General features: G+C 65.5%; 11 protein-coding genes. 5 read left to right on the top strand and 6 right to left on the bottom strand.

The genetic code is table 11. The features are described from left to right. Positions 1–88 precede the first annotated feature (88 nt). Together RD110_RS26575 and RD110_RS26570 are read right to left on the bottom strand one after the other, a co-directional pair. A complete protein-coding gene (locus RD110_RS26575) occupies positions 89–814 on the bottom strand; it encodes a 16S rRNA (uracil(1498)-N(3))-methyltransferase (protein ID WP_076203998.1) in 726 nt (241 codons plus the stop codon). 60 nt (positions 815–874) lie between these two features. Then, a complete protein-coding gene (locus RD110_RS26570) occupies positions 875–1,996 on the bottom strand; it encodes an aminoglycoside phosphotransferase family protein (RefSeq protein ID WP_083686605.1) in 1,122 nt (373 codons plus the stop codon). Between the two features lie 106 nt (positions 1,997–2,102). Here RD110_RS26570 and RD110_RS26565 point away from each other — a divergent pair, with 106 nt between their 5' ends. From RD110_RS26565 to rsmA, 3 genes are read left to right on the top strand one after another with little or no spacing between them, the layout of a single operon-like run. Further along, a complete protein-coding gene (locus RD110_RS26565; protein ID WP_394329431.1) occupies positions 2,103–4,487 on the top strand; it encodes an LPS-assembly protein LptD in 2,385 nt (794 codons plus the stop codon). Positions 4,488–4,499: 12 nt separating this feature from the next. Next, entirely contained in the window at positions 4,500–5,867 is a 1,368-nt protein-coding gene (locus RD110_RS26560) for a peptidylprolyl isomerase (RefSeq protein WP_076203991.1), read from the top strand. 18 nt (positions 5,868–5,885) lie between these two features. Next, complete coding sequence (gene rsmA / locus RD110_RS26555; protein WP_076203988.1) at positions 5,886–6,677, top strand: 16S rRNA (adenine(1518)-N(6)/adenine(1519)-N(6))-dimethyltransferase RsmA; 792 nt, start codon at positions 5,886–5,888, stop codon at positions 6,675–6,677. 72 nt (positions 6,678–6,749) lie between these two features. Here rsmA and RD110_RS28205 read toward each other — a convergent pair whose 3' ends face one another. The 4 genes from RD110_RS28205 to RD110_RS26540 form a co-directional block, all read right to left on the bottom strand. Next, entirely contained in the window at positions 6,750–6,962 is a 213-nt protein-coding gene (locus RD110_RS28205) for a hypothetical protein (RefSeq protein WP_157900335.1), read from the bottom strand. Next, complete coding sequence (locus tag RD110_RS26550; RefSeq protein ID WP_076203986.1) at positions 6,941–7,363, bottom strand: barstar family protein; 423 nt, start codon at positions 7,361–7,363, stop codon at positions 6,941–6,943. The genes RD110_RS28205 and RD110_RS26550 overlap by 22 nt, the downstream gene beginning before the upstream one ends. A 72-nt stretch (positions 7,364–7,435) precedes the next feature. Beyond that, complete coding sequence (locus tag RD110_RS26545; RefSeq protein WP_076203983.1) at positions 7,436–7,849, bottom strand: guanyl-specific ribonuclease; 414 nt, start codon at positions 7,847–7,849, stop codon at positions 7,436–7,438. A gap of 176 nt (positions 7,850–8,025) precedes the next feature. After that, on the bottom strand, positions 8,026–10,356 hold the full coding sequence (locus tag RD110_RS26540; RefSeq protein WP_076203980.1) for an NADP-dependent malic enzyme: 2,331 nt from the start codon (positions 10,354–10,356) through the stop codon (positions 8,026–8,028). Between the two features lie 184 nt (positions 10,357–10,540). On the opposite strand from RD110_RS26540, the gene RD110_RS26535 reads away from it, so the two are divergent. Both RD110_RS26535 and RD110_RS26530 read left to right on the top strand, forming a co-directional pair. Then, the gene (locus RD110_RS26535; RefSeq protein WP_076203978.1) at positions 10,541–11,572 is read left to right on the top strand and encodes an SPFH domain-containing protein; all 1,032 of its coding nucleotides are present in this window, start codon (positions 10,541–10,543) and stop codon (positions 11,570–11,572) included. A gap of 85 nt (positions 11,573–11,657) precedes the next feature. After that, the gene (locus RD110_RS26530) at positions 11,658–13,175 is read left to right on the top strand and encodes a DUF4178 domain-containing protein (RefSeq protein ID WP_076203975.1); all 1,518 of its coding nucleotides are present in this window, start codon (positions 11,658–11,660) and stop codon (positions 13,173–13,175) included. Positions 13,176–13,221: the final 46 nt, after the last annotated feature.

The raw sequence follows: 13,221 nt of genomic DNA, 5'->3' as shown, positions 1-13,221 counted from the left end.
TCCGCTGTGCGGGCAGCATGCAACGCGTGTACAAAAATCGCGTTGACCGATCATTGTCAACCACTTCGCCTCATTGTGACCAGCGGTTTCAGCACAGCAGGCGGGCCAGCACCGCCAGCGGCGCGGTTTCGGCGCGCAGGGTGCGCGGCCCCAGGGTCACCGGCGTGAAGCCGCAGGCAATGGCGGCGTCCTCTTCCGCAGGGCTGAGGCCGCCTTCGGGCCCGCTCAGGAACTGGACGGCGCCGTCGTCGCCCTCGAACGACGACAGCTGCCGTGTCCCGGGGCGCAGCGACAGCAGGCCACGCGCCTGTCCCTGGGCGGGCGGCAGGCCGCGCAGCCATTCGGCCAGGCTCTTGACTTCGAACACCTGGGGGACGTGGTTGCGGCCCGACTGTTCGCAGGCGGCCACGGCCACGCCCCGCCAATGGGCGATCTTCTTTTCCGCGCGCTCGCCGGCCAGGCGCAGCACGCTGCGTTCGGTGATCAGCGGCTGCAGGCTGGCCATGCCGAGTTCGGTGGCCTTCTCGACGAGCCAGTCCATGCGGTCGTTGGCCGGCATGCCCAGGGCCAGGTGCACCGGGCGCTGGGCCGCGCGGGGATCGTCGGGCTGGTAGGCGCCGATGCGCACCACCACGTCGCTGCGGCCCATGCTTTCGATGCTGGCCTCGAAGCTGCCACCCGCGGCGTCGTCGCCGAACAGGGTCAGCGTCTGGCCGGGTTGCATGCGCAGCACCTGCACGTGGCGCGCCGGGCCGGGTGGCAGTTCGACGCGTGTGCCGGTGGCCAGCGGCGCGGCGCAATGGAAACGGGGCATTTTGCTATGTTTTTGGAAGCTACTGGCGCAGCATCCATCTGCGTCAGCGGCTGATTTGGTTCACATCCGGCCGTAGGCGAAGCCGGTCACCGGCGTCGTGCCTTCGATGTCGTCGATCAGGCGCATCAGCGGGCGCAATTCGTTGTAGCGGCCCGTCGTGGCGCGGATATAGGCGATGAAGCGGGGGGTATCGGCCAGGTAACGGGGTTTGCCGTCGCGCAGGGTCAGTCGGGCGAAGATGCCGGCCACCTTCAGGTGGCGCTGCAGGCCCATCCATTCGACGCCGCGGTAGAACTCGCCGAAGTCGTCGCCCACCGGCAGGCCGGCCTTGCGCGCGCGCTCCCAATAACGGATGGTGATGTCGAGCACGAAGTTCTCTTCCCAGCTCAGGAAGGCGTCGCGCATCAGGCTCGCGATGTCGTAGGTGATCGGGCCGTAGACGGCGTCCTGGAAGTCGAGCACGCCCAGGCCCTGGTCGGCGAGCATCAGGTTCCGGGGCATGTAGTCGCGGTGCACGTAGACGCTGGGAGCGGCCAGGTTGTGGGCGACGATCTTGTCGAAGGCCGTGTTCAGCGTGGCCGTTTGCGCGGCGTCCAGCACCACGCCTTTGTGCTGGACAAGGTACCAGTCGGGAAACAGCGCCAGTTCGCGCCGCAGCAGCGCCTCGTCGTAGGGTGGCAGCACGCCGGGCCTGGAGGCGACTTGCAGGCGGATCAGCGTGTCCACCGCCGCCATGTACATGGCGTGGCTGGCCTGCGGCACCTCGGGATCGATGACCTCCATCATGGTTTTCGCACCGAGGTCGCTGAGCAGCATGAACCCGTTGGCCTCGTCCCAGGCCAGCACCTCGGGCACGCGCAGGCCGGCGTCGGCCATCAACCGTGCGATGCGCACGAAGGGTTCGCTGTTTTCCTTGGCCGGCGGCGCGTCCATGACGATGCAACTGCCCTGGGCGGCGTCGATGCGGAAGTAGCGGCGAAAACTCGCATCGGCCGAGGCGCTGCGCAGGGATGGCACCCGGAGCTGGAAAGCGGGCGCGGTCGCGGCCAGCCAGGCCCCGAACGCGGCCTCGCGTGCCGCATCGGCCCAGGCGACAGGGCCGCCGGCCGCCGGCGAAGGCACTGGATCGGTGGCCGTATCGGCGGCGGTTGCCTGACTTGGGGAGGGAGTAATAGGGCTCATGGATAATCCATTCTACAAATCCGGTTCCTGCGGACGGTGCCGTGCCGCCCCGATGGACCGCCAGAACCGTTGAACCCTTCGATCCACCTGACCGATGCCCGCCCCGATGCCTGACCGCCTGCGTCTCCCCCGCCCTCCGAGCCGCGGCCGTTTTGTCCTGACTCCCGTTGCCATGGTCGCCGCGGCGGTGTGCGCATGGCTGCCAGCGGTCGGCGTACACGCGCAGACGGACGACGGCCTGGTGCTCAAGCCCTCGGCGCAACTGCAGGAGCAGCTCCCGCGCACCGCGCGCGACCAGGTGCCGATCTTTTTCTCGGGTGACAGCACCACCGGCCGGCCGGATCTGGACACGGTCATCGAGGGCAATGCGGTGATGCGCAAGGGCGACCTCGTCATCAAGGCCGACCGCATGGAGTACTACCAGCCGGACGATCTGGCCAAGGCGCGCGGCAACGTGCACATCAACCAGGCCGGCAACATCTATGAAGGTGAAACGCTGGAACTCAAGGTCGAGGCCTTCGAGGGGTTTTTCCAGAAGCCGAGCTACCAGTTCCTCGCCAACGGCGCCTACGGCAATGCGGACCGGGCCGACTTCATCGACGACAAGCGCATGGTGATGCACAACGCCACCTACAGCACCTGCCGGCGCGAGGGCGGCCCGAGCTGGATGCCGGCCTGGATCCTGCGCGCGACCACGCTGCGCATCGACAACGACGAAGAGGTCGGCATTGCCGAAGGCGGTGTGCTGCGCTTCCAGGACGTGCCGATCCTGGCGCTGCCGGAGATGAGCTTTCCGCTGTCCAACAAGCGCAAGTCGGGTTTCCTGCCGCCGACCATCGCGGTGGACAGCGTCAACGGCGCCGAACTCACCGTGCCCTACTACTGGAACATCGCGCCGAACCGCGACGCGACCTTCTTCCCCACGGTGATGGCCCGCCGCGGTGTCGATCTCGGCGGTGAGTTCCGCTACCTCGAGCCCTCGTACAGAGGCCAGGTCCGCCTCGACTACATGCCTACCGATTCGCTGCGCGACCGCTCGCGCTGGAGCTACGGCCTGCTGCATTCGGGCACGATCCAGACCGGTCTGGCGCCGATCGGCGCGCTGGGGCTGAACCTCAACCTGAACCGCGTCAGCGATGACAACTACTGGAGCGATTTCGGCCGCGAAGGCACCTCGCTGACCCAGCGGCTGCTGACCAGCGAGGCGGGGCTGTCCTGGGGCAAGGGCAATTTTTCGACGAGCATTCGGGCGCTCAAGTACCAGACGCTGCAGGACGTGACGGCGCCGATCGTGCCGCCGTACGACCGCATGCCGCAGGCTCAGGCCCGTTACGCGCGCTACAACGTGGGCGGATTCGATTTCTCGCTGGACGGCGACTACTCCGATTTCCGCGCCGACCGCAGCCTGACGCTGCAGCCCAATGCGAAACGCAGCTATGCGCTGGGCCAGATCAGCCGGCCCTGGGTGCGGCCGGGCTGGTTCGTCACGCCCAAGGTGATGCTCAACACCACCAACTACCAGTTCGACGCGCCGCTGGCGGCCAACGCCGCCACCAGCGCCAACCGCACGGTGCCGACCTTCAGCCTGGACAGCGGGCTGATCTTCGAGCGCGATGCCAACTTCTTCGGGCGCGCCCTGCGCCAGACCCTGGAGCCGCGCGCGTTCTACGTGAACACGCCGTACCGCGACCAGAGCGCGCTGCCGATCTACGACACGGCGCAGAACGACTTCAACCTGGCGACCATCTATACCGAGAATTCGTTTTCGGGCAACGACCGCATCGCCGACAACAACCTGCTCACGCTGGGCGTGAACTCGCGTTTGTTCGAGCCCGACACGGGCGCCGAACTCCTCAACGTGGGCGTGGCCCAGCGCCTGCGTTTCAAGGACCAGCGCGTCGTGCTGCCCGGCCAGCCCGTGGTGACGGACCGCATCAGCGACTTCCTGGCCGGGGCCTCCATCAACTGGGACCCGCGCTGGACCTTCGACGGCACGGTGCAGTACAACCAGAAGACCAACCGTTCCGAGCGCGCCTCGATCAGCGGGCGCTGGAGCCCGGGCAACTACCGGGTGATCAGCGCCGCCTACCGGTACCAACGCGGCCTGAGCGAGCAGATCGACGTCGGCTGGCAATGGCCGATCAACGACCTGTGGGGCGACAAGGGCAAGGATCTCGGCCCGGGAGCAGGTCTGGGCGAAGGCCGCTGGTACAGCGTGGGCCGGCTCAACTACAGCATGTACGACCGCAAGCTCGTCGATTCGGTCCTCGGGTTTGAGTACGATGCGGGTTGCTGGCTCGGCCGCATCGTGCTGGAGCGGCTGCAGACCAGTTCCAATTCGACGAACTCGAAGATCCTGTTCCAGCTTGAATTCGTCGGCTTCACGCGCCTGGGTTCGAGTCCGCTCAGGACCCTCAAGGAAAACATCCCGCGTTACCAGTACCTGCGGGAAACCATCACCACCCCGAGCCGCTTCGGGCAATACGACTAGAACCCTCACAACATGATGCATCGTTTCTTCGCTGTGACGCTGGCCGGCCTGGCCACGCTCGCGACCTGGCCCGCGCAGGCCCAGGGCCTGCGGCCTTCGCTCCCGTCCGGCATCTCGCTGTCCCCAGGCCTGGCTCGCCCCGCAGGGCCGCGCCAGGCCGACTACATCGTGGCCGTGGTCAACTCCGAGCCGATCACCAACAACGAGGTCCGCGCGCGTGTCGTGCGCGTGGCGCAGCAGATGGCCCAGCAGGGCGCCAACGCCATGCCCAGCGAGGCCGAACTCACTCGGCAGGTGCTGGAGCGGCTGGTGCTCGAAAAGGCGCAATTGCAGGCGGCGCGCGAGGGCGGCATCAAAGTCGAGGACACCGCGGTGGACCTGGCCGAGCAGAACGTGGCGCGGCAGAACCGGATCGACGTGCCCGAGTTGCGCCGGCGCCTGGCGCAGGACGGCCTGACCCTCGCGCAGTTCCGCGAAGAGTTGCGCAACCAGCTCATCGTGTCGCGGCTGCGCGAACGCGAGGTGGACGGGCGCGTCAAGGTGAGCGACCAGGACATCGACACCTACCTGCGTGAACAGCAGAGCGAGGGCGCGCAGGCGCCGCAGGAAATCAACCTGGCCATGCTGCTGGTCGCCGTGCCGGAAAACGCGAGCGCCGAACGCGTCAAGGAACTGCAGGCCAAGGCCCAGGGCCTGCTCGACCGGGCCAAGGCCGGCGAGGATTTCGCAGCACTGGTGCGCCAGTACACCGATGGCCCCGACCAGAAGGGCGGCGGCGTGCTCGGCATGCGCAGTGCCGAACGCTATCCGCAACTGTTCGTGGATGGCGTGCAGGATCTCCCTGTCGGCGGAGTGAGCCCCCTGCTGCGGTCGGCCGCGGGTTTCCACATCCTGAAGCTGCTGGACAAGCGCCAGGGCGGGGTGCCGGCCGCCGTGCCGCAAACCCATGCGCGGCACATCCTGCTGCGCCCGAGCCCGCAGCTCAGCGAAGCCGCGGCGCGCGACAAGCTGCTCGATTTCAAGAAACGCGTCGAAGCCGGCACGGCCGACTTCGCCGCGCTGGCCCGTGAGAACTCGCAGGACGGCAGCGCCAAGGAAGGCGGCGATCTCGGCTGGGCCAGCCCGGGGCAGTTCGTGCCCGAATTCGAGGAAGTGCTCGATTCGCTCAAGCCAGGCCAGATTTCCGACCCGGTGGTCTCCCGCTTCGGCATGCACCTGATCCAGCTGCTCGAAACCCGCGAGCGCGCACTATCGCCGCGCGAGCAGCGCGAAGTGGTGCGCAACATCGTGCGCGAGAAGAAGCTCGACGAGGCCTATGCCAACTGGGCGCAGGAACTGCGCGCGCGGGCCTACGTGGAATATCGGGAGCCGCCCCAGTAACGGGGTGCCACCGGCGTTTTGAAATCCAGTTCCCACATCCCGCGCAAGCGTTTCGGCCAGCACTTCCTGTCCGACCAGGGCATCATCGGCGCCATCGTCGACGCCATCGCGCCCGAGCCCGGCCAGCCCATGGTCGAGATCGGCCCCGGCCTGGCCGCGCTGACCCAGCCTCTGGTCGAACGCCTGGGCCACCTGACGGTGATCGAGCTCGACCGCGACCTGGCGGTACGGCTGCGCGCCCACGGGCAGTTGACGGTGATTGAATCCGATGTATTGAAAGTCGACTTCACGCAGATCGCTGCTGCGTTGGTTGCTCCTGATTCAGGAGCGGTCGTGAAGCCAAAGCTGCGTGTCGTCGGCAACCTGCCCTACAACATCTCGACGCCCATCCTGTTCCATCTGCTGGCCCAGGTGGACGTGGTGCAGGACCAGCATTTCATGCTGCAGAAGGAAGTCATCGACCGCATGGTGGCGCGGCCGGCCACCAGCGACTACGGCCGGCTCAGCGTGATGCTGCAGTGGCGCTACGCCATGGAAAACGTGTTGTTCGTGCCGCCCGAGTCCTTCGATCCGCCGCCGCGGGTCGACAGCGCCGTGGTGCGCATGGTGCCGCTCTCCGCGCCGCCGGCGGTCGATGTGGGGTTGCTGAGCGAACTGGTGCAGGTCGCGTTCAGCCAGCGCCGCAAGATCTTGCGCCACACCCTGGGCCGCTGGCTCGAGGCGCGTCATTTCGCGGGGGCGTTCGACGTGCAGCGCCGCGCTGAGGAAGTCCCCGTGCAGGAATACGTGGATCTGGCGCTCACGGCGTGAACAACGCCAATTGAAAAAGCCCGTCAGCTTGCGCTGACGGGCTTTTTCAATTCTGACGACGCGGTGCGTTGCTTACGCTGCCGCCAGCCAGTACCCCGCGTTGAAAGGGCTGCTCATGCGCAGCGCCAGCGGTGAAACATCGACCAGCTTGTCCGTCGGCATCTTTTCGCCGGACTCGGTGGTGTTGTTCAACTCGATGCCCGAGACGACGTTGCTGTCTGCCTCGTTCGCCCGTTCTGCTTGGCTGTTTTGTGCAGAACGGGCTACAGAAAAGAATAGAAGCACCGGAACGGAATCTTCCGGTCCCCCCAGTAGTCAGCGGCATCACGGAAGATGTCCAGCAATTGTTCGCGGGCTTCCTTGTCGAACTTCGCGTGCGCCGGGATCTGTTCCAGCACCACGATGAAGCCCGGCTGCGGGCCCGATTTGTGCAAGGGATCCGTCATGCAGTCGTACAGCGCATCGAAGTTCTTGCCGAAATGCGTCGGGAAGGTGAACTGCTGGGCGATCATGTCCAGGACGTCCTGCTTGCTCTGGGCGTTGGCCAGGTTGGCATACAGAAAGTGCTGGCCGAGCCCGAGCGCCGCGTCCTGCAGATCCTGCACACGGAATGCGCGGATCGACTGCACGATGTTGGTTCTGACATTGCGGAGCGGCAAATCCGTCTCCGCCTTTTTCTCATTCATCAAAGGTACCCCGGCTTCTGATCTATTGGGCGTCTGCGACGCATTGCTTAGCATGATTAACTCGACAATCTCTCATTCGACGATCTTGCGAAAACTCGCATAGTGGTCGCTCGTGTAATAACAACCGTCCGGCGTGCGGGGCTCGCCGCCGCAGACGATGCGGCGCGCGCCACGATGGCTCAAACCCGAAGTCTCCACGGTGTATTCACGGTAATAACCACGCGGCTGCCGGGGCAGGATGCGTTCGCGATTACCGAAAACCACACCGTCTTTGCTATAGCGGAACGGTCCTCCCTGCCGGATCAACTTGTAAGTTTCACGGCCCTGCGGTGGCAACTCGACCACCGAAATGGTGGCAATCGACACATCAGGTGAAGGAGAACGGGGGGAACGGGCTTGCACCAAACCAGTGCAAAAAACCAGCGCAATCCCGGAAACTACCGCCAGAAGATGCTTGGCTATCTTCTTTTTCTCTTTCTGCGCCATGCGTTCCAACCTTTAGAACCTTCCGATGCTTCTTGGCGACCTCGGGTTTACCCCGAAATTTCAAGGCGCTAGTGTGACGCATGCGCCCCCAAAAAGCAAGGGGCTGCCCAAATATTGGGCAGCCCCCAGGGGTCAATATCGACCTGAGTTAGTACTTGCTATCTCATTGCGGGCGGTTAACGCACCACATTGGCGTCCGCTACCGTCAAGGCTGTCATGTTCACAATCCGGCGAACCGTGGTGCTGGCCGTCAGGATGTGTACAGGTTTTGCGGCGCCGAGCAACACGGGCCCGATGGCGATGTTGCCGCCCGCCGCCGTCTTGAGCAGGTTGTAGGAAATGTTGGCGGCATCGATGTTGGGCATGACCAGCAGGTTCGCATCGCCGGCGAGCGTGCTGTGCGGCATGGTCGCCGCGCGCGCGGCACCGTCGAGCGCCGCGTCGCCGTGCATTTCACCATCGACCTCGAGCCATGGGGCCTGGGTCTGCAGCAGCCCGAGCACGCGGCGCATCTTGATCGCGCTCGGCTGGTTGCTCTGGCCGAAGTTGCTGTGCGAGAGCAACGCCGCCTTGGGCTTGAGGCCGAAGCGCATCATCTCCTCGGCTGCCATCACGGTGATCTCGGTCAGTTCCTCGGCGGTCGGATCGTAGTTGACATGGGTGTCGACCAGGAACACCTGCCGGCCCGGCAGCATCAAGCCGTTCATGCAGGCGTAGATCTGCACGTCCTGCGGCGTGCTCGGGCTGCCGCCAGGCCGCTTGCCGATCACCTGGTCGATGTATTGCAGGTGGTTGTGCGTCGTGCCCCAGGTGCCGCAGATCATGCCGTCGACCTCGCCCTTTTGAAGCAGCATGCTGCCGATGAGCGTGAGGCGCCGGCGCATTTCGATCTTGGCCACCTGCACCGTGACGCCCTTGCGCTCGGTCATGCGGTGGTAGGTCTGCCAGAAGTCGCGGTAGCGATGGTCCTGCTCGACGTTGACGATGTCGTAGTCGAGTTCCTCGCGCAGGCGCAGGCCGAACTTGGCGATGCGCTCGGCGATGACGGTGGGCCGGCCGATCAGCGTCGGCCGGGCGATGCCTTCGTCGACGACGATCTGCGCCGCGCGCAACACGCGTTCCTCTTCGCCTTCGGCATAGGCCACGCGTTTGCGGGTCGCCTTCTTGGCCGCGTCGTAGATCGGCTTCATCATCGTGCCCGAGGCATAGACGAAGCTCTGCAGGCGGTCGCGGTAGGCGTCCATGTCCTTGATCGGACGCAGCGCCACGCCACTCTCTTCGGCGGCCTTGGCCACGGCCGGCGCGATCTTCATCATCAGCCGCGGATCGAAGGGCTTGGGGATCAGGTATTCGGGGCCGAAGGCCAGCTTTTCACCGGCGTAGGCCGCGGCCACGACTTCGCTCTGCTCCGCCTGTGCGAGGTCGGCGATGGCGTGTACCGCCGCGATTTCCATCTCGTCGGTGATGGTGGTGGCGCCCGAATCGAGCGCGCCGCGGAAGATGTACGGGAAACACAGGACGTTGTTGACCTGGTTCGGGTAATCGGTGCGGCCCGTGGCCATCACCACGTCACCGCGCACGGCATGTGCGTCTTCCGGCGAAATTTCGGGATTCGGGTTGGCCAGCGCGAAGATCACCGGGTTCGCCGCCATCTTCGACACCATGGCCGGCTTGAGCACCCCCCCCGCCGACAGGCCGAGGAACACGTCGGCGCCTTCGATCACGTCGGACAGCGTGCGCGCCGTCGTGTTCTGCATGTACTGGCGCTTGTCGTCGTCCATCAGCTCGGTGCGGCCCTCATAGACCACGCCGGCCAGGTCGGTCACGTAGACGTTCTCGCGCTTGAGGCCGACCTTGAGCAGCAGGTTCAGGCAGGCCAGTGCCGCGGCGCCGGCGCCCGAGGTGACGAGCTTGACTTCGCCGATGTTCTTGCCGACGACCTTCAGGCCGTTGAGCATGGCCGCCGCCACGGTGATGGCCGTGCCGTGCTGGTCGTCGTGAAACACCGGGATCTTCATGCGCTTGCGCAACTCGCGCTCCACGTAGAAGCAGTCGGGCGCCTTGATGTCTTCGAGGTTGACGGCGCCGAAGGTGGGCTCGAGCGAGGCGATGATGTCGACCAGCTTGGCCGGGTCCTTTTCATCGATCTCGATGTCGAACACGTCCACCCCGGCGAACTTCTTGAACAGCACGCCCTTGCCTTCCATCACCGGCTTGGACGCCAGCGCGCCGATGTCGCCCAGGCCGAGCACGGCCGTGCCGTTGGTGATCACCGCCACCAGGTTGCCGCGGCTGGTGTACTTGAACGCGGCGTTCGGGTCCTTGACGATTTCCTCGCAGGGCGCGGCCACGCCGGGCGAGTAGGCGAGTGCCAGGTCACGCTGGTTCACCAGTTGCTTGGTGGCTGCGACGGCAATCTTGCCCGGAGTGGGAAACTCGTGGTATTCGAGCGCGGCGCGGCGCAGTTCTGCGCGTTTTTCTTCGGTGTTCACCGTCTTGTCGGTCATCAAAAGTCTCCCCGCCGAAACCGGACTTGCACCACGCGGGCAGCCGTCAGCATCGTAAGTCATGGGATTGTAGACCTCTGCAATCGACGAATTTCATGCGGTTTGTACGCAGATGGCATGCGAATTCAGCATGCGCCCGCGGGTATCATTCCGCGACCATTGCCCATCCCCACAGGAGACTCTCATGGCCTTGATGGACTTCATCCGCAAACAGTTCATTGACATCATCCAGTGGACGGAGTCCGGCGATGGCACGCTGGCCTGGCGCTTCCCCATGGCCGACATGGAAATCCAGAACGGCGCCTCGCTCACCGTGCGTGCATCGCAGATGGCCGTGTTCGTCAACGAAGGCCAGGTGGCTGATGTGTTCGGCCCCGGCACCTACAAGCTGACGACGCAGACGCTGCCGGTGCTCACCTACCTCAAGAACTGGGACAAGCTCTTCGAGTCGCCGTTCAAGAGCGACGTCTACTTCTTCAGCACGCGCCAGCAGATCGACCAGAAGTGGGGCACGCCGCAGCCCATCACGATTCGCGACCAGGACTTCGGCGCGGTGCGGCTGCGCGCCTTCGGCAACTACAGCTTCCGCGTGGCCGACCCCAAGCTGTTCCACACCGAGATCTCGGGCACGCGCGACGTGTACGGCGTGGCCGACCTCGACGGCCAACTGCGCGGCCTGGTGATGCAGAACATCAGCAACGCCATCGCCGCCAGCGGCATTCCGTTTCTGGACCTGGCGGCCAACCAGATCATGTTCGCGCAGGCCCTGTCGACGCAGCTCGCGCCCGAATTCGCCAAGATCGGCATCCAACTCGACGGCCTCACGGTGCAGAGCGTGTCGCTGCCCGAGGAACTGCAGAAGATTCTCGATCAGAAGATCGGCATGGGCATGGTCGGCAACGACATGGGCAAGTTCATGCAATACCAGACCGCGCAGGCGATCCCGAAATTCGCCGAAGGCGCGGGTGGCGGCGGCGGCGTGGCCGGGGACGCCATGGGCCTGGGTGCCGGCGTGGCGCTGGGCCAGGTGCTCGCGCAGAACCTGCAGGCCGGCCTGCAGCCCCAGGCCGCCGCGCCGGCGGTTGCGGCGGTGGGGGTCAAGCCCGAGGAGGTGATGGCCACGCTGGAGAAACTCGGCGAACTCAAGGCCAAGGGCATCCTCACGCAGGAAGAATTCGACAGCAAGAAAGCCGAACTGCTGAAGAAGCTCGTCTGACTTTTTGCTATGTTTTCCGGAGCTGCACGCGCAATATCCATCAGCGGTGAAGGCATCAAAGACTTGAAGCCAAGCCGCGCACCCCATGGCTGAGGGCGCGATCCAGCGCCTGTACAGCGTGCCCTGCCCGGGTTGCGGCGCGCCGGTGGAATTCCGCAGCGCGCAGTCCACCCATGCGGTCTGCGCCTATTGCCAGAGCACGGTGGTGCGCCAGGGCGAAACCCTGACCCGCATCGGCAAGATGGCCGAGCTGTTCGACGACTTCAGCCCGTTGCAGCTGATGGCCTCGGGCCTGTTCGGGCAGCGCCGCTTCACGCTGGTGGGACGGCTGCAATACCAGTACCCCGAAGGCCGCTGGACCGAATGGAACGCCGCGCTCGACGACGGCACCGTGGCGGTGCTCAGCGAGGACAACGGCGCCTACGTGTTCAGCCGCCCGGCCGACGCTTCTGTGGCCGCTGCAGCACTGCCCGCGGCCGAACACTTCCGCGTCGGCGCCACCACTGCGGTGGGCGGCAAGGCCTACACCGTCACCTCCAACCAGACGGTGTCGCTGTGCTCGGCGCAGGGCGAACTCGGGCATCTGCCTGCGCTCGGCACACCGTTCGCCATGGTGGAACTGCGCAGCGACGACGGCGAGGTGCTGAGCATCGACTACGGCGCAGCGGTACCGGCTGCATCCACGGGCCGTGCCGTGTCGCTCGAAGAACTGAAGCTCAGCGGCCTGCGCGACACCAGCACCAAGCAAGACACCGGCCGGCAGTTCAACTGCCCGAACTGCGGCGCGCCCGTGACGGTGCAGCTCGGCAGCAGCAAGAGCATCGCCTGCCCGGCCTGCCACAGCCTGATCGACCTCTCCCAGGGCATCGGCGGCGAACTCGCGCATGCCCTACAGGACGAGCCGGTGGCGCCGCTCATCGCGCTCGGCAGCCTGGGCCAACTGCAGGGCGTGTCGTGGCAGGTGGTGGGCTTCCAGCACCGCATGGGCTATACGCCACAAGACCCGGACGAACACTTCGGCTGGAGCGAATACCTGCTCTACAATCGCCAGCGCGGCTTTGCCTTCCTGGTCGATTCCGAGGAAGGCTGGAGCCTCGTCAAGCCCACCACGGGGGCGCCGAAGATGAGCCCGGGCAATACGCAGCAGGCCACCTACCTCGGCACGCGCTACCAGCTCAAGGAGAGCTACTACGCCGAGACGGCCTATGTGGCTGGCGAGTTCTACTGGCAGGTCACGCGCGGGCAGAAGACCAGCAACCGCGACTTCGCGAGCGGGCGCAACCTGCTGTCGTCGGAGCAGTCGGCGAACGAGCTGACCTGGTCCGCCGGCAGCCTGATCGCCAGCGACGCGGTCGCCGCCGCCTTCAAGATCGAAGGCAAGAAGGATTTGTTCCAGCGCAGCGATGCCTCCCCCGTGAGCCGCAGCGGCGGCGTGGGCTGCATCACCGTGATCCTCGTGGTGGTGGTGATCCTGGTGCTGCTGGCGCTCATGAGCCGCTGCACTTCCTGCGATCCGCGGGTGGAGAATTGCAGCACTTCCTCCTCATCGCGCAGCTCGGGCGGCTCTTTCGGCGGTTTTTCCAGCGGCGGCGGGCACAAATGAAAAGCCGTCCCGCCGCCCTTCAACGACATCGTTTTTCACCAGGAGA

This window comes from Rhodoferax koreense (assembly GCF_001955695.1).
Lineage (GTDB): Bacteria > Pseudomonadota > Gammaproteobacteria > Burkholderiales > Burkholderiaceae_C > Rhodoferax_B > Rhodoferax_B koreensis.
Note: the sequence above shows the minus strand (reverse complement) of the source record. Positions and strands in the feature narration are given on the sequence as shown.